The organism is Dactylosporangium sp. NPDC049742 (assembly GCF_040674675.1).
Classification (GTDB): Bacteria; Actinomycetota; Actinomycetes; order Mycobacteriales; family Micromonosporaceae; genus Dactylosporangium; species Dactylosporangium maewongense.
On the sequence record NZ_JBFANF010000097.1, the window covers coordinates 20838 to 36095 of the forward strand.

At 72.2% G+C, this 15258-nt stretch carries 16 protein-coding genes; 5 read left to right on the forward strand and 11 right to left on the reverse strand.

All coding sequences use genetic code 11. The annotated features are described in order from the left end of the window. Positions 1 to 6: 6 nt before the first annotated feature. The 5 genes from AB0J72_RS54830 to AB0J72_RS54850 all read right to left on the reverse strand — a co-directional run bounded on the left by AB0J72_RS54830 (position 7) and on the right by AB0J72_RS54850 (position 5449). The gene (locus AB0J72_RS54830) at positions 7 to 543 is read right to left on the reverse strand and encodes a PadR family transcriptional regulator (protein WP_363415932.1); all 537 of its coding nucleotides are present in this window, start codon (positions 541 to 543) and stop codon (positions 7 to 9) included. 112 nt (positions 544 to 655) lie between these two features. Further along, positions 656 to 1975, reverse strand: a complete 1320-nt coding sequence (locus tag AB0J72_RS54835; RefSeq protein ID WP_363415935.1) for a class I SAM-dependent methyltransferase — start codon at positions 1973 to 1975, stop codon at positions 656 to 658. Beyond that, entirely contained in the window at positions 1972 to 3339 is a 1368-nt protein-coding gene (locus AB0J72_RS54840; RefSeq protein ID WP_363415977.1) for an FAD-binding oxidoreductase, read from the reverse strand. The genes AB0J72_RS54835 and AB0J72_RS54840 overlap by 4 nt, the downstream gene beginning before the upstream one ends. A 160-nt stretch (positions 3340 to 3499) precedes the next feature. Further along, positions 3500 to 4840, reverse strand: coding sequence for a condensation domain-containing protein (locus AB0J72_RS54845; protein WP_363415938.1), 1341 nt, complete (start codon positions 4838 to 4840; stop codon positions 3500 to 3502). 54 nt (positions 4841 to 4894) lie between these two features. Continuing rightward, on the reverse strand, positions 4895 to 5449 hold the full coding sequence (locus AB0J72_RS54850; protein ID WP_363415941.1) for a helix-turn-helix domain-containing protein: 555 nt from the start codon (positions 5447 to 5449) through the stop codon (positions 4895 to 4897). 82 nt (positions 5450 to 5531) lie between these two features. Between AB0J72_RS54850 and AB0J72_RS54855 the strand changes: the two genes are divergently transcribed. After that, positions 5532 to 6785 carry an aldo/keto reductase gene (locus AB0J72_RS54855; protein ID WP_363415944.1) on the forward strand — a complete coding sequence of 418 codons (1254 nt, stop codon included), beginning with the start codon at positions 5532 to 5534 and terminating at the stop codon, positions 6783 to 6785. Positions 6786 to 6797: 12 nt separating this feature from the next. Further along, positions 6798 to 7421, forward strand: coding sequence for a class I SAM-dependent methyltransferase family protein (locus tag AB0J72_RS54860; protein WP_363415947.1), 624 nt, complete (start codon positions 6798 to 6800; stop codon positions 7419 to 7421). Here the strand turns inward: AB0J72_RS54860 and AB0J72_RS54865 are convergent. Then, the gene (locus AB0J72_RS54865; protein WP_363415950.1) at positions 7408 to 8109 is read right to left on the reverse strand and encodes a hypothetical protein; all 702 of its coding nucleotides are present in this window, start codon (positions 8107 to 8109) and stop codon (positions 7408 to 7410) included. The two genes, AB0J72_RS54860 and AB0J72_RS54865, sit on opposite strands and share 14 nt — an antisense overlap. Positions 8110 to 8236: 127 nt before the next feature. Between AB0J72_RS54865 and AB0J72_RS54870 the strand changes: the two genes are divergently transcribed. Further along, on the forward strand, positions 8237 to 9325 hold the full coding sequence (locus AB0J72_RS54870) for a hypothetical protein (RefSeq protein WP_363415953.1): 1089 nt from the start codon (positions 8237 to 8239) through the stop codon (positions 9323 to 9325). Positions 9326 to 9341: 16 nt separating this feature from the next. On the opposite strand, the gene AB0J72_RS54875 is transcribed toward AB0J72_RS54870, so the two are convergent. Beyond that, entirely contained in the window at positions 9342 to 9908 is a 567-nt protein-coding gene (locus AB0J72_RS54875) for a helix-turn-helix domain-containing protein (RefSeq protein ID WP_363415956.1), read from the reverse strand. A gap of 80 nt (positions 9909 to 9988) precedes the next feature. On the opposite strand from AB0J72_RS54875, the gene AB0J72_RS54880 reads away from it, so the two are divergent. Next, positions 9989 to 10606, forward strand: coding sequence for an NAD(P)H-binding protein (locus AB0J72_RS54880; protein WP_363415959.1), 618 nt, complete (start codon positions 9989 to 9991; stop codon positions 10604 to 10606). Between the two features lie 315 nt (positions 10607 to 10921). Here AB0J72_RS54880 and AB0J72_RS54885 read toward each other — a convergent pair whose 3' ends face one another. The 4 genes from AB0J72_RS54885 to AB0J72_RS54900 all read right to left on the reverse strand — a co-directional run bounded on the left by AB0J72_RS54885 (position 10922) and on the right by AB0J72_RS54900 (position 14957). Next, positions 10922 to 12691, reverse strand: coding sequence for an ABC transporter substrate-binding protein (locus tag AB0J72_RS54885; RefSeq protein ID WP_363415962.1), 1770 nt, complete (start codon positions 12689 to 12691; stop codon positions 10922 to 10924). Positions 12692 to 12972: 281 nt separating this feature from the next. Continuing rightward, positions 12973 to 13383 (reverse strand): RpiB/LacA/LacB family sugar-phosphate isomerase, encoded by a 411-nt coding sequence (locus AB0J72_RS54890; RefSeq protein WP_363415965.1) that lies wholly within the window; start codon positions 13381 to 13383, stop codon positions 12973 to 12975. A 17-nt stretch (positions 13384 to 13400) separates the two neighbouring features. Next, on the reverse strand, positions 13401 to 13991 hold the full coding sequence (locus AB0J72_RS54895; protein ID WP_363415968.1) for a hypothetical protein: 591 nt from the start codon (positions 13989 to 13991) through the stop codon (positions 13401 to 13403). A 21-nt stretch (positions 13992 to 14012) separates the two neighbouring features. Continuing rightward, positions 14013 to 14957, reverse strand: coding sequence for a DMT family transporter (locus AB0J72_RS54900; RefSeq protein ID WP_363415971.1), 945 nt, complete (start codon positions 14955 to 14957; stop codon positions 14013 to 14015). Between AB0J72_RS54900 and AB0J72_RS54905 the strand changes: the two genes are divergently transcribed. Continuing rightward, a partial coding sequence (locus AB0J72_RS54905) for a winged helix-turn-helix domain-containing protein (protein ID WP_363415974.1) occupies positions 14956 to 15258 on the forward strand: 303 nt, incomplete at its 3' end. The genes AB0J72_RS54900 and AB0J72_RS54905 overlap by 2 nt on opposite strands.

The following is a 15258-nucleotide window of genomic DNA, read 5'->3' on the forward strand; positions in this document are numbered from 1 at the left end:
CCCCTGCTACGGATCCTGGAGTGTTTCGAGGCATTCGCCGGCCCAGGCGGCGGCCGCCCGGGAGTGGTGGATCCCGGCGAGGATGGTCATCCGGATGTACGGGAAGTCGGGTGTGTCGCCCTCCTCGGCGGTGAGCCGGGCGAGCAGCTGCTCATACTCGGCGCGCTGCGCCTCGGCGGCGTCGCGGGCCCCGCGCAGCAGCTCCCGGCACCGCTCCCGGCCGAGGACCCGGCCGAAGAAGAGCCGCAGCAGCAGCCCGTTTCGCGGCGGGTTCTCCTGTACTGGCTCGTTCAGCAGCTCGATCAGCCGCGCCGTCCCGGACCCGGTGATGACGAACACCGACGAGCGGGCCCGGGTGCCGCCCCGGCGCTGCACGTGGCCCGCCTCCTCGAGGGCCTGCAGCGTCGGGTAGATCTGCCCGAAGCTCTCGCTCCAGAAGTGCCCCAGCACGTCCCGGATCGCTTCCCGCAGCGCATACGCCGTCATCGGCTCGACGCTCAGCGCCCCCAGCACCGCCACCTGCGTCTGACTGGATCTGCTCATGACCACCCTCTTATATCTGCCAGATATTTCTAACAGATACATTGGGCCAAGACAAGCGGCACGCCTCCGGGGAGACGTGCCGCTTGAGTGCGATGCGGTGCGGTGCGGACGGTCAGGCGGTCCAGTCGGGCCGCAGCGGGTAGGAGGACTCGCCCAGGCGGGTGGTCTTCGTGCCGAGGATCTGGTGCAGCTGGATCTGGTTGCGCTCGAAGGCGAACCGGGAGCCCGCCATGTACAGGCCCCAGACGCGGGCGGTGCCGATGCCGACCTCGTCGACGCAGGCGTCCCAGTGCTCCACGAGGTTGCGGTTCCAGCCCGCGAGCGTGTGGGCGTAGTGCACCCGGAGGTTCTCCTCGTGCTGCACCTCGAAGGCCGCGTCGTGGACGGCGCTGACGAGCTTGCCGGGGCTGGCCAGCTCGCCGTCGGGGAAGACGTACCGGTCGATGAACGCGCCCGGCCGGTGCGAGGTGCGGTTGTCGGAGCGGGTGATGCAGTGGTTGAGCAGCCGGCCGCCGGGCTTGAGCCGGTCGCGCAGCGTCTTGAAGTACACCGGGTAGTTGCGCAGGCCGATGTGCTCGGTGAGGCCGATGGAGCTGACCGCGTCGAAGTGCTCCAGCGGCGCGTCGCGGTAGTCCAGGTGGCGGACCTCGGCGAGGTGGGACAGGCCCTCGCGCTCGATCGCCGCCTGCGCCCACGCGGCCTGCTCACGCGACAGGGTCACGCCGAGGGCCTTCACGCCGTACTCGCGGGCGGCGTGGCGGACCATGCCGCCCCAGCCGCAGCCGACGTCGAGCAGGCGCATCCCGGGCTTGAGCCCGAGCTTGCCGGCGACCAGGTCGTACTTGTTGGACTGGGCCTGCTCCAGGGTGTCGCTCGGCGAGCGGTACACCGCGCAGGTGTAGGTCATCGACGGGCCGAGGACCTTCTCGTAGAAGGCGTTGGAGACGTCGTAGTGGTGGTGGATGGCCTCGGCGTCGCGGCCGCGGCCGTGGCGCAGCCCCTGCAGGGTGCGCTTCCAGTTCGGCACGTGCTCCTGCGGCGGGGGCGGCACCGGGCGCAGCCGGTCCCAGCCGAGGCCGCGCACGAGCCGCAGCGCGTCGGCGGGCGACGGCATGCGCAGCTGCAGGCCGTCCTCGAGGGCCTTGAGCGCCTCGTACGGGTCGCCGGGGTGCACGCCGCGCAGCTCGAGGTCGCCGGACACGTAGGCGCGCGCCATGCCGAGGTCACCGGGGGCGGTGAGCAGGTAGGTGAGGCCGCGTTCGGAGGCGACGTGCAGGCCGATCGGCGCCGTGGCGGGCCCGACGGCGCTGCCGTCGTAGGCGGTGATGCGCACGGCCGGCTCGCCGCTGGTGACGGCGCGGACGATCTCCGCGACGGTGGGCATCGGCGGACGCTGCCGCGGCGCCGATGAACGCTTGTTGGTGATGGTCATCGTCGTCCTACTACCTTGTCGTAGAGGTCGGTCAGTCTGTGGCCGGGGTCGTAGCGGTCCTTGACGGCGCGGTACGCGTCGGCACCGTAGAGCCGGTCGAAGGTCTCGCGGTCGTAGTACGCGTCGGAGTACAGCGACTTGTGGCCGCCGAGCTCGGACACCTTGTCCTCGATGGCCCGGTTGACGTCGCCGTCGGCGGCGCCGGGCACGATGGGCACAGTTCCCCAGAAGCCGACGTTCACGTACGCCTCGCCCGCGTGCATCGGGTACAGGGGCCATTCCGTCCCGGAGCGCAGCCGCAGCGGGCACAGCCAGATCGGTGCCATCGGCACGTTGCCGGCGAACCAGTCCAGGAACTTGCCGGTGAGCGCGAGGGGCAGCTCGACGTCCTGCACGACCCGCTCCCGGTCCGGGTTGCCCCGCAGCCGGTCGATCCTGGCCGCGACGCCGTAGCGGTTCTCCAGCCGCACGATGCGGTGGTAGACGTCGCTGCGGCGCAGCCTGGTGGGCCAGATCCGGCGCAGCAGGGGCTGCTGCGCGCCGAACGCGGCCGAGCACCAGAACCAGTCGGTGTCCCACCGCCACAGGTAGTCGTAGGCGGTGAGGTTGTCGGTCGCCCTGGCGCGCAGCGACTGGTAGTAGATCGACTGGCCGGTGTAGTCGCTGGTCGGTCCGGTGCCGCCGAACCGGCCGAGGACGAGATAGGACTCCCCGGGCCGGAACACGACGCCGTCCATGACGTCGACGTCCACGCCGTCCCAGCTCCCGGTGCGCATGACCACGCCGACGGCCGCGAGGAGCTCCTCGACGTCGTCGAAGCGGATGTTGCGCAGCTCGACCTGCGGCGCGATGGGCTGCAGCTCGATGCGCAGCCGGGTGGCGTACCCCAGGCTGCCCAGCGAGTTGGGGAACGCCGCGAACAGCTCGGCGTGCTCGTTGTCGGGCCGGGCGGTGACGATCTCACCGGTGCCGGTGAGGATGTCGAGCTCGATCACCGACTCGTGCGGCAGCCCGTGCCGCCAGGACGTGGCCTCGATGCCGAGGCCGGTGACGGCGCCGCCGAGCGTGATGGTGCGCAGCTGCGGCACGACCAGTGGCATCAGGCCGTGCGGCAGGGTGGCGTCGACGAGGTCCTCGTAGGTGCACATGCCCTGCACGTCGGCGGTGCGGGCGGCGGGGTCGATCTCGATGACCCCGTCGAGGCCGCTGACGTCCAGGCCGGCCGGGCCGGCCGCGGATCTCGGTCGGAACAGGTTCGATGTCTTCTTCGCCAGGCGGACCGGGCTGCCGTCCGGGACCGCAGCGTACGAGGCGCGCAGCACGGCCACCGCCCGCTCGTGCTCCGGTCTCCCCTTCGGGTTGATCCGTCTCACTCGATCACCTCCTTTCCTGTGAAGGTCCCCGTGACCTTGCACATTCCAGGTGCTCAAGAGTTGAAACTTGCACATTCGGCAAGATCATCAAACAGCAGGTGATCAACCTCACGGCACGCGCCGGTAACTTGACGCAGCGGTACCCGGCCGTTCAGACGGACCGCAGCAGCAGCTCCTCGACTCCGCGCAGGTGAGCCTCGACGGCGGCGGCGGGCAGCACGGTCGTGTCGGCGAAGAGGGTGAGGTCGAGGGTGCCGGGGACGGCGTTCACGTGCAGGAAGTAGCGGGCGCCGTAGTGCTCGACCCGCTCCCACGCCAGGGTGGTCGCCGGTCGCAGCGCCTCGATCGCCTCGGCGGTCACGGCCCCGCCGGCGGCGACCGGGGTCTGCGCGTCGAACCGGCGGTCGTTGAACGACACCGACAGGTCCACCTCGCCGCCGCGCGCCGCGCCGACGGTGGCGAGCAGGTCGTCGAGGGCGGCCGGGTCGTACTGGGCGTGCAGGTAGGCCTGCAGCGACGCCTGCATCGCCCGGCCGATCACCGGCGCCAGGTCGTCGTCGCCGACGTCGATGACGCAGAGCCCGTCCTGCGACGCCGGGCCGACGGCGTCGGCGAGCCCGGGGCGGAACCGGTTGCTGACGATCACCTGCAGCACCGCCTCCCGGGCGCCGGTCTGCCGGGCGAGCTGGACGGCGGCCGCGGCGAGGATGACCGCGGACGTGCTGACCTGGTGCCGGCCCGCGAGGAGCGTGACGGCGAGGTCGCCGGCGGGCGAGCTGAGCGTGGCGGCCCAGAACGGCGGCTCGTCCGCGGGCCGCTCGCGCTCGACGGGGAACCGTTGCAGCGGCACGGCTTCCAGGTGCCGGCTCCAGTACCGCAGCGCCTTCTCGCTCTGCCGCCGACCGGCCGCCGACTGCTGGTGCAGGGCCTGGTCGTAGGGCTGCCGGTCGTCGGCGTCCGCGAGGGGCTCGCCGCGCAGGCACAGCACGACGTCGCGGACGAGCGCGGTGAGCCCGCCGCGGTCGGTGACGAGGTGGCAGATGCCGAACACCGCGTGGGTGACGACGTCGCCGACCCGCACCGCGCCGGCCCGCAGCGGCCACTCGTGCGGGTAGTCGTACGCGGGCGCGGTGAGCCGCTCCTGCAGCGCCTTCGCCGCGGCGGCCGCCGTGTCCGCGGTGGCGTCGACGACGTGGACCTCGATCGTGCCGGCGGCGGCGAGGTCCTGCCGCGGCGCGCCGTCGTCACCGGCGCGGACCCGGGTGCGCAGCGACTCGTGCCGCTCCATGACGGTGCGGACGGTGCCGGTGATCCGCGCCAGCGGCGTGCCGACGGAGATGCCTTCGCCCTCGAGGTCGGTCACCCAGCTCATATTGAGCACCGCGTCGTCGGGGACCATCCGCTGGATGGCCCGCCAGATCGCGACCTGTCCCCAGCTCAGCCCGCAGATCCCGCCCCGGCTGCCGCTGAACTCGACCAGCGTTGCTGTCATGCGTCGAAATTCAAGCCCCACGATTCAATTGACGTCAATACATGGCCGTCCCGACTATCGCGCGCGCAGCCCGTCGAAGATCAGGTCGAGGGTCCGGTCCCGCAGGGCGTCGTCCCACTGGTTGCGCTCCGCGCCGAGGCAGGCCGCGCTCAGCAGGGCGAGCAGCTCGGGCATCCGCAGGTCCGCCCGTACGCCACCGGCCGCCTGCGCCCGCAGCAGCAGCGCCTCGATCGCGGCGCGCATGTCGCCGCCGATGCCGCCGAGCCCCTCCTTCGGGTCGAGGCCGGCGCCGGAGACCGCGTCCGCCAGGGCCTTCTTGCGGGCGGACACGTCGACGATGCGGGTGAGGAACGCGAAGAACGCCTCGACCGGGTCGGCGGCGGCGAGCAGCGGACCGGCGGACTCGGCGAGGCGGCGCACCCGCTCCACGACGATGGCCTGCAGCAGGGCCTCGCGGGTCGGGAAGTGCCGGTAGATCGTGCCGAGGCCGACCCCGGCCCGCTCGGCGACGGCCCGCATCGACACGGCGAGCCCGTCCCTGGCCAGGACCTCCTCGGCCGCCTCCAGGACCCGTACCCGGTTGCGCTCGGCGTCTGCTCGCACGTACACCACCCGTCGTTGACAAACGGAACGAGTGTTCCGTATCTTTCGGAACGAACGTTCCGAATCTGCGATCATACGGGGGTCCGGCATGGGACACGCAACGTTGGGCGCCTCCGGGCTGCGGGTGTCCGCGGCCGCGCTCGGCACGATGAACTTCGGCACCAGTGGCGGCGTCCGGGGCTGCGACGAGCCGGAGGCCGCCCGGATCGTCGGCGCGTTCCTCGACGCCGGGCACAACCTGATCGACACCGCCGACGCCTACGCGGGCGGCGAGTCCGAGCGGATCGTCGGCCGGGCGGTCCGCGGCCGCCGCGACGAGGTCGTGCTCGCCACGAAGGCCGGCATGCCACAAGGTCCGGGCCCGAACGACCGCGGGCTGTCCCGGCGGCACCTGACCCGCGCCCTGGAGGCGAGCCTGCGCCGCCTCGGCACCGACCACATCGACCTCTACCAGTGCCACCAGTGGGACGCCGGCACGCCGGTCGAGGAGACGCTGTCCACGTTGGACGGCTTCGTGCGGGCCGGGAAGGTGCGCTATCTCGGCTGCTCGAACGTCACCGCCGCGCAGCTCACCGAGGCGCACTGGACCGCCCGGGCGCTGCGCGTGACGCCGTTCGTCAGCGTGCAGCCGGAGCTGTCGCTGATCGCCCGCGACGCGCTGGCCGAGCTCCTGCCGGCCGCGGCCGGGCTCGGCGTCGGGGCGGTCGTGTGGTCCCCGCTCGGCGGCGGCGTCCTCACCGGCCGCTACCGGGGCGGGACCGTCGAGGACGGCTCGCGGGTCGCGCGGCTGCGGGACATGGGCACCGCGGCGGCGCGCGGCTGGGCCGAGGCGATGCTGCGGCCACGGTACGACTGGCAGGCCGGCCTCGCCGCCGCCGTGGCCACCGAGCTCGGCACCACCCCGGTCGCCGTCGCCGTGGCGTGGGCCAGGCGCCAGCGCGGCGTCACGTCGGTCATCGTCGGCCCGCGCACCGTCGCCCAGCTCGCGGACAACCTCGCCGGCTTCGACCTGGACCTGCCGCCGTCGGCGGTGGCCCGCCTCGACGAGCCGGGCGACCCGGCGGACCTGGTGCGGCGGTACTTCGAGATGTGGCGCACCGGCGACTCGTCCACAGTGGACTCGCTGCTGGCGCCGGACTGGACCGACCACGGCCACCCGTCGGTGCGCACCCCCGCCGACGTCGCCGCCGCGGTCCGCGCCATCGACGTGGAGCTCGACACGGTCCTCAGCGACGGCGCCACCGTCACGGCCACCGGCCGGGTGGGCGACACCCCGCTCGCGTGGGTCTTCCGCACGGACGCCGGCCGGCTGGCCTCCCTGCGGACCTACCACGGCCTGTAGTTCAATGGCCCGGTGAGCAAAGACTGGGTCGAGTGGCACGAGTTCTACACGACGCCCGGATCGCCGCTGGGCCGGCGCCTCGAAGTGGTCCGGCGGGACCTGCGCCGGGCGCTGAGCGCCGCGCCCGGAGAGCCCGGCGGGACCCGGCGGATCATCAGCATCTGCGCCGGCGACGGCCGCGACGTCCTGCCCGTCATCGCCGAGCACGACCGCAGGGTCAGCGCGCTGCTGGTGGAGCTCGACCCCACGCTCGCCGCCCGGGCCCGCGAGACCGCCGACGACCTGCTGCTGTCCGATGTGGACGTCCGCATGGCCGACGCGGGTGACGCCCGGACCTATGCCGGCGTCCAGCCCGCGCACATCCTGCTGACCTGCGGCGTCTTCGGCAACGTCGACGCGGCCGACGCGCGGCGCACCGTCGCCGCGCTGCCCGCGCTGCTCGTCCCCGGCGGCATCGCCATCTGGACCCGGGCCGGCGACGCGAGCCTGGAGCTGCGGTCGCTGTTCGCCGAGCACGGGTTCACGGAGCTGTCGTTCACCGCCCCCGACGACGCCCCCTTCCGGGTCGGCATGCACCGGCTCGCCGGCCCGGTCCGCCCCGGCCCGCTCACCGGGCGGCTCTTCACGTTCCGGTGACCTCCGTGAGCCAGTCGCGCCAGGCCTTCTCCAGGGCGGCCGGGTCGGCGCCGCCGAAGTGGTGGACCGCGACCGCGTCGACGCCGCCGAACGCGGACCGGCCGAAGCAGCGGATCAGCGCGTCGCCGGTGCGGATGCCGACGAAGTGCCGGTGCCGGTAGTCCAGCACGCCCTGGACCCGCCCCACGTGCGGGAGGCTGAGGTCGACCGGGCCGCCCTCCGGGGTCGCGTCGGTGCCGAGCGCCGCCCGCACCGTGGCGAAACCGGCGTCGGCGGGGGCGTCGACCGTGACGTAGGTGACGGGCCGGCCGCGGAAGTGGAGCATGAACTGCCCGAACGTGTGCAGGTAGAAGTCCGTGTGCTGGCTGGCGCCGTCGTACTGCTGCTCCCAGTCGTCGACGAAGATGCCGCTGTGCACGTAGCGCCACGTCGACCCGCCGTCCGGCGCCGCCGACACGACGTGCTCCAGCTGGTTGAACCAGCCGTCGGGCCCGTCCATGCGGCTCACGAGCCGGTGCGGCGGATCCCAGACCGTCACCGTGCCGCCGAACGCCGCGGCGCCGCCCTCGCGGTGCTCGTACTCCATCGGCCACAGCCAGCCCGCGGTGCCGTCGGCGAACCCGTCGAACACCGCGACCTGGTCCACCGGCAGCGCACCCTCGCGCACGATCTCGAACTCCCTGCCCATCCCCCGATGCTAGGTTTCCGCGCATTCACCCGGTGCGGACTTTCACCTGGTGCGGTCTCGCCTGGCGTCGGCCTTTCACCTGGGCCGGGCGAGTCGGCGCGCGGTCGCGGCGGGCGACGGTGGGCGCATGACGGTGAAGGATCTGGCCACCCTCACGCCGAGCGGCTACCCGGCGGTGTCCCTGCTGATGCCGACCCACCGCACGCCGCCCGCCAACCAGCAGGACCCGATCCGGCTGCGCAACCTCCTCACGGAGACCCGCCGCCGCCTGGAGGCCGACGAGGCGGTCCCGCACGACGTCGCCACCGCCGTGTACGACGAGATCGCGGAGGCCGCCGCGCACGTCGACCTGCGGCAGGTCGGCGAGGGGCTGGCGCTGTTCGCCTCGCCGGGACAGGTGCACGTCCGCCTCCTCGACACCCCCGTCAACGAGCGCGTCGTCGTCGCCGAGACCTACGAGATCCGCGACGTCGTCGCCGACGCGGCCCGCCGCCACCGGTACTGGGCGCTGGTCCTGTCCGAGCAGCCGACCCGCCTGTGGAGCGGCGACGGCGCCAACCTGGTGGAGGTGACGACGCACGGCTTCCCGTTCACGCACGAAGGCCCGGGCGGCGCGCTCGGCCTGCCCCGCGACTACGGCCAGCGGCCCAGCGCGCACCGCGACGAGCGGCACCGGCAGTTCTTCCGCGACATCGCCACCGCCCTCACCCAGGTCGACGCCCTCGACACGCGGCCCGTGTTCGTCCTGGGCGTGGAGCGCTACCTGGCGTTCTTCGCCGAGGAGTGGCACGCCCAGATCGCCGGCACCGTCCCCGGCAACTACGACCGCTCCGGCCCGCACGACCTGCACAAGGTGCTCGCCTCGCACCTCGCCGCCTTCCACGCCTTCGAGCAGATCGCGGCGCTGGAGCACCTCGACGTCGCCCGCGGCGCGCACCGCGTCGCCGCCGGCCTGCCCGAGGTGTGGCAGCTGGCCCGCCAGGGCCGCGGCGCGCACCTGCTAGTCGAGGAGAGTTTCCACAGCCCCGCCTGGATCCACGGCGACCACCTGCACCCCGCCGAGCAGCAGCCGAGCCAGGGCCCGGCCGGCACCCTCGTGGACGACGCCGTCGACGACGTGGTCGAGCTCGTCGCCCGCCAGTCCGGCGAGGTCACCTTCGTCGGCGACGGCAGCCTCGCCACCGACGGGCGCATCGCCCTGATCCTGCACTACTGACCGGGCCCCGCCCGCGTCACAGCCGGAGCTGGGCGACGAACGCCGCGGCGGACTCGAGGTCGCCGCGGCGCTCCGCGAAGAAGCCGATGAAGGCGAGCTGGAAGCAGGCGCCGAGGAGCAGGCCGGCGACCGCCTCCAGGTCGGCGTCCGCGGCGACCCGGCCGAGCCGCTGCTCGGCGCGCAGGTATTCGACGAGCCCGTCGTTGGCGCGGTGCGGGCCGAGGTTCTGGGCGCGGAGCTGGTCGCGGTGCGCGTTGAGGATCGCCGGGTCGGAGAAGATCGACGTGAACATCGGCAGGCCGTCGCGGTAGAACCCGATCGCGACGGTGGCGAGCTCCGTGAGCGTGTCGCGGACCGTGCCCGTGCCGGCCCGCTCGGGCAGCGTGAGCAGCATCGGGATGAACTGAGGCCCGCGCTCGTGCAGCACCGCGACCATCAGGTCGACCTTGTCGCGGAAGTGCTTGTAGAGCGTCGCCTCGGAGTAGCCGGCCGCGCGGGCGATCTCCTTGGTGGTGGCGTTGGCCAGCCCCTTGCTCCGCAGCACCGACGCCGCCGCGTCCAGGATCACGTCTCGCGTGGCCAATCCCGCTCCTTGACAAGTTCGTGAGCACTCACCCACCATGATAAAGGTTAGTGAGTGCTCACTTACCAGGGAGGGCAGCCATGAAGCTGACCGTGTTCGGCGCGACGGGCGGGATCGGGCGACAGCTTCTCGAGCAGGGTCTTCGCCAGGGGCACGAGATGACCGCCGTCGTCCGCCGCGAGCTCGACCTGCCGGGCGTGACCGTGGTCAGGGCGGCGCTCGACGACGCGCCGGCCCTCGAGGCGGCGGTCGCCGGGCGCGACGCGGTGCTCTCCGCGCTCGGCCACCGCAAGGGTGGCCCCGTCACCGTCCAGGCCGACGGCGCCCGGGCCGCGGTCGCCGCGATGCGGGCCGCGGGCGTGCGCCGGATCGTGTCCGTCGACGCCGACGGCCGTTTCAGCGGCCCCGGCGACAGCCTCCTCATGCGCGCGGTGGCCAAGCCGGTCGTACAGCGGATCCTGCGGGACAACTTCGCCGACCTCGCCGAGGCGGAGCGCGTCCTGCGCGCCGGCGACCTCGACTGGACCCTGATCAGCCCGCCCCGCCTCACGAACGGCGGCCACCGTCCATACAGGACGGCGCTGGACCGCAGCCTCCGCGGCGGCCGGACCATCTCCCGCGCCGACGTCGCCGACGCCGTGCTCAGGTCCGCCGCCGACCCCACCCACATCCACCACCGGGTCAGCGTCGCCTACTGAGGCCCCACGGTGGCGTACGACCTGCGGCCCGGATCCGGCGCGCACCGGTTCCGGGCCGGACACCCACGGCCCCCAAGAAGGCAAGGCGACCGCGAACGTCACCGCTCGCCCGGGAAGTCCCTCGTCGACCCGGACACGGAGGTCGTGCATCCCGGATCCGGCGCGCACCGGATCCGGGCCGGACACCCACGGCCACCCCAAGGAGGCAAGGCGGCTTCAGGTGCCCATCACAGGCCCAGGAAGTCCCTCGTCGACCTGGGCAGGTCGCGGAGCCGGGTGCGGCTGGAGCGCCGCACCCGGTTCCGGCCGGGTCGGTCAGGAGACGCCGAGGCTGCCGAAGTCGACCATGCCGTAGTACTGGCTGATGTAGACGTTCGTGAGGCGCGGGTTGCGGTAGTTGAGGGCCTTGTCGTAGGTGAACGGCACCAGGACGGCCTCGTCCATGACGATCTTGTTGATCTGGGACCAGATCTGGGCGGCCTTCTTCGTGTCGGGCTCGGCCTTGGCCTGGTCGATGAGGCTGTTGACCTCGGGGTTGTTGAGCTCGGGGTAGTTGTTGTTGCCGCTGGGCAGGATCAGGCGGCCGTCGACGAGCACCGCGAGGAAGCCGGAGGCGGTCGGGAAGTCGGCGCCCCAGCCGGCCATCATGAGGCCGTAGCCCTTGGAGTGCGTGTTGGACGGCGAGCCGATGGTGGAGCGGAAGTACAGCGAGGCGTCGGTCGGGTCGAGGCGGGCGTTGATGCCGACGTTCTTCAGCGCGGCCTGCAGCGCCTCGGCGGTCTTCGGCTCCTTGCCGGAGTTACGGGTGGCGAGGACCGTGTCGAAGCCGTTCGGCTTGCCGCACAGCGCGAGCTCCTCCTTCGCCTTGTCGACCTGCGGCTTGCCCGACTTGCTGTTGAACGGGTCCAGCGCGGGGTCGTGGCCGGCGATGTTCGGCGGGAGCATGTTGGTCGCGATGTCGCCGCCGGCGTCCGCGCCGCCACGGGCGGTCTGCATGCTGATCTTGTCGGTGGCGTACTGCACGGCCTTGCGGCAGTGGATGTTGTCGAAGGGCGGGACCTTCGTGTTGATGGCGAAGTAGCGGATGAAGCCGGTGGTCGGCGCGTCCGCGTTCTTCTTCACCTCGGGGTTGAGCAGGATCTTCGGCTGCGAGCCCTGCTGGACGCCGGTCTGCGCGAGGTCGAGGTCGATGTCACCGGCGATCAGCTGGTTGTCGATCTCCTCGACGGCGATGCCGAAGGTGACCTCGATGCGGTCCGGCAGCGCCTTGCGGACCGTGTCGGTCTTCTGGTCCCACTGGTCGTTGCGGACGAGGACGGCCTTCTTGCCCTGGTCGTACGACTCGAACTTGTACGGGCCCGAGGAGACGGGACGGTTGCCGTACTGCTCGCCGTTGTCCTTGGCCTTCGGCACGGGGGCGGCACCCGGCATCGCGAGCAGGTACGGGAAGTCGCTCAGCGGCTCCTTGAGCGTGAACACGATGGTCTTGTCGTCGGGGGTCTGCACCGACTTCAGGCCCAGCTTGTCGGGGTCGGTGTCCTTGTACGGGCCGGGGTACTTCTGGCCCTGGTCGAGCACGTCGACCAGGTAGGTCGGGCCGCCGGACAGGGCGTCCTGCGCGAAGACGCGCTCGACGCCGTACTTGACGTCCTTCGACGTGATCGGCGTGCCGTCCTCGAACTTCAGCCCGTCGCGCAGGGTGAAGGTGTACTTCTTGCCGCCGTCCTCGACCTTCGGCAGGTCCGTGGCCAGGTCGGGGGTGAGCACGAGACCGTCCTCGCCGGGCTTGGCCTGGTTGGTCAGCAGGGTCCGGACGAGGTACCCCTTCATGAAGTTCCAGATGTTCGCGTAGTACGTCCGCACCGGGTCGTACGAGTCGGGGCTGTCGTGGTTGGTGACCTTGAGCGTGCCGCCCTTCTTGTCCGAGGGGTTGACCACACCGGTCAATGCGGCGTTGAAGCCCGAGGCACCTTTCTGACCGGCGCCCTTGCTGGTATCGTCGCTGCTTGGACCGCCTCCGCAGGCGGACAGCACGAGCGACGCGGTGACCGCTCCGGCCACCAGCGCACCTGTTCTGATATTCACGTGTGTTGAACCTTCCCGGATGCCACGACTGTGCGGTCGTGGAGGGTGTTTCGGCACACGGGCAGCACGCATCGCCAGGCGTCCACGATGGACCCTCTACTGTGGACGGGCACGGGCATGCACCGCGCCCACCATGTGGGTCGTCGAGTCGTCTGTACGGGGTTACGAATCTGCTCGCGTAACGGCGATGTGCGTCGCCGTTCATTGAGCAAAGACCTCGGGCACGGCGAAGCGGTTGCGGCGGATCAGGTCACGCTTTGGTCAAGCAGCGCCGCGCCCGCTCAGTCGAGGAGCGCGATGTTCGCCGACTCCTCCGGGTCGGGGTCCTCGACGGCGAGAAACGCGGCGAGGACCTCGACCGCGACGTCGGGCGCGAGCCGCTTGAGGCTCATCGCGAGGACGTTGGCGTCGTTCCAGAGCCGGGCGCCCCGGGCGATCCACGGGTCCCAGGCGAGCGCGGCGCGGACGCCGGGCACCTTGTTGGCGGCGATCGCCGTGCCGGTGCCGGTCCAGCACATGACGACGCCGAGGTCGGCACGCCCCTCGACGACGGCGCGGCCGACGGCGGTGCCGAGGTCGGGCCAGGGCGCCCCGGGCACGGCGACGTCCAGCACCTCGTGCTGCAGGGCGAGGTGCTGGACGACGGCCGTGGTGGTCTCGTTGGAGTCGTCTGCGGCGAAGGCGATACGCACGCCTTCAAACCTAACCGTCAGTCGTCCAGGTCGCCGCCCGATGAGCTGGCTTCCAGGGACGACATCATCGACTTGGCCGCGGTGACGAAGTCGGCGCGGACCTTGTCGGGGGTGAGCGTGGTGCCGGCCGGCGCGATGATGTTCAGGCTGAGGTAGAGGTTGCCGTCGTACAGGTCGAGCTCGTACAGCAGGGCCTTGTCCGCGGTGGTGTACATCGCGAACGCCTTGGTGCCGACGCCGGACACGTCCGCGACGGTCGCGCCCGCCGCGACGCTGGCGTCGGCGGCCTTCTTCACCGAGTCGTAGTGGGTACGGACGTCCGACTCCGACGACGGCACGTCGATCATGACGGTCAGGGTGCCGGCCGCCTCGTACGTGACGACGCAGCCCGGGTAGGTGCGGCCGAACGCCTTGGTCTCCTTCGGCTTCTGGTCCTTGACGGTGCCGAACGAGGACAGGCCCTGGGCGGCGGAGACGGTCGCGCAGGCGTCGGCGGGCTTGGCGTAGGTGGTGGAGTCGGCAAAGAAGTACAGGGCCACGCCGCCGCCGCAACACAGCAGCAGCAGCGAGCCCGCGATGATTCCGAGGATGAGGAAGACTTTCTTCACGCGGTGATGCTGGTGTACGGCTCAGCGAAGATCAGTCGCGTAGCGGCCAATGTCGTCAACCCGCCTCGGCGAGCCGGCGCGCAGCCGCTGCGTGAGGGCGACGCACACCAGCACCACCACCGCGGCGGCGACCGCTCCCGGCGGCACGGCCTCGTGCAGCAGCAGCGCCGACCACGCGAGCGTCAGCACGGGCTGCGACAGCTGCAGCTGGCCGATCTTCGCCACCCCGCCCCGGGCGAGGCCCGAGTACCAGGCGAAGAAGCCCAGGAACATCGAGATCACGGTGACGTACGCGAAGCCGGCCCAGGCGCCCGCGGACGCGTGCGGCGGCTGCCGCCAGGCGGAGACCGCGGTCACGACGACGGTGAACGGCAGCGACAGCACGAGCGCCCAGCAGATCGTGCGGGCACCGCCGAGGTCGCGGGCGAGCGCGCCGCCTTCGGCGTAGCCGAGCCCGCACAGGGTGACGGCGGCGAGGAGGAACAGGTCGGCGGGGCCGGCCGAGCCGCGCACCGCGCCGCTGGCGACGAGGAACACGAGCACGGCGGCGAGCCCGGCGCCGCCGGCGACCCAGAACGCGGGCGTGGGACGTTCGCCGCTGCGGAGGACGGCGAAGCCGGCGGTGATCGCGGGCAGGAGGGCGATGACGACCGCGCCGTGCGACGCGGTGCTGGTGACGAGGGCGAGCGACGTGAGGAGCGGGAACCCGACCACGACGCCGAGCGCCACGACGGCGAGCCTGCGCCACTGCGCGGGCGTGGGCCGCGGCGCCCGGGTGACGGCGAGATACGCAAGGGCCAGGAGCCCGGCGCCGACGGCCCGGCCGAACGCGACGAACCACGCGTCGAGATCGCCGACGGCGACCCTGGTGGCGGGCAGCGACATGCTGAACGACAGGACGCCCAGCAGCCCCAGGATCACGCCCGTTACCGTCCCGGCGGGAGTAACGCTACTCTTGTCTCTCATGAATGACGATAACGCAGCCGTCCGCGTTATCCAAGATCTCCGGGCGCTGACGGCGGCGCAGGCCCCGGGGTCGCGGCTGCCGACGGTGCGCGAGCTCAGCACCCGCCACCAGGCGTCGCCGGTGACCGTGACCCGGGCGATCCGCGCGCTGACCGCCGAGGGCGTCCTGGACGCGCAGCCGGGCCGCGGCACGTTCGTCGCGCGCTCCGTCCCGGCTCACCCCGCAGCAGGCCGGGCAGGCGGTCCTCGACGTCGTCGACCGCCGTTCCGCCGCCGGGGAGCTCCGCTCCGACGTGGTGGA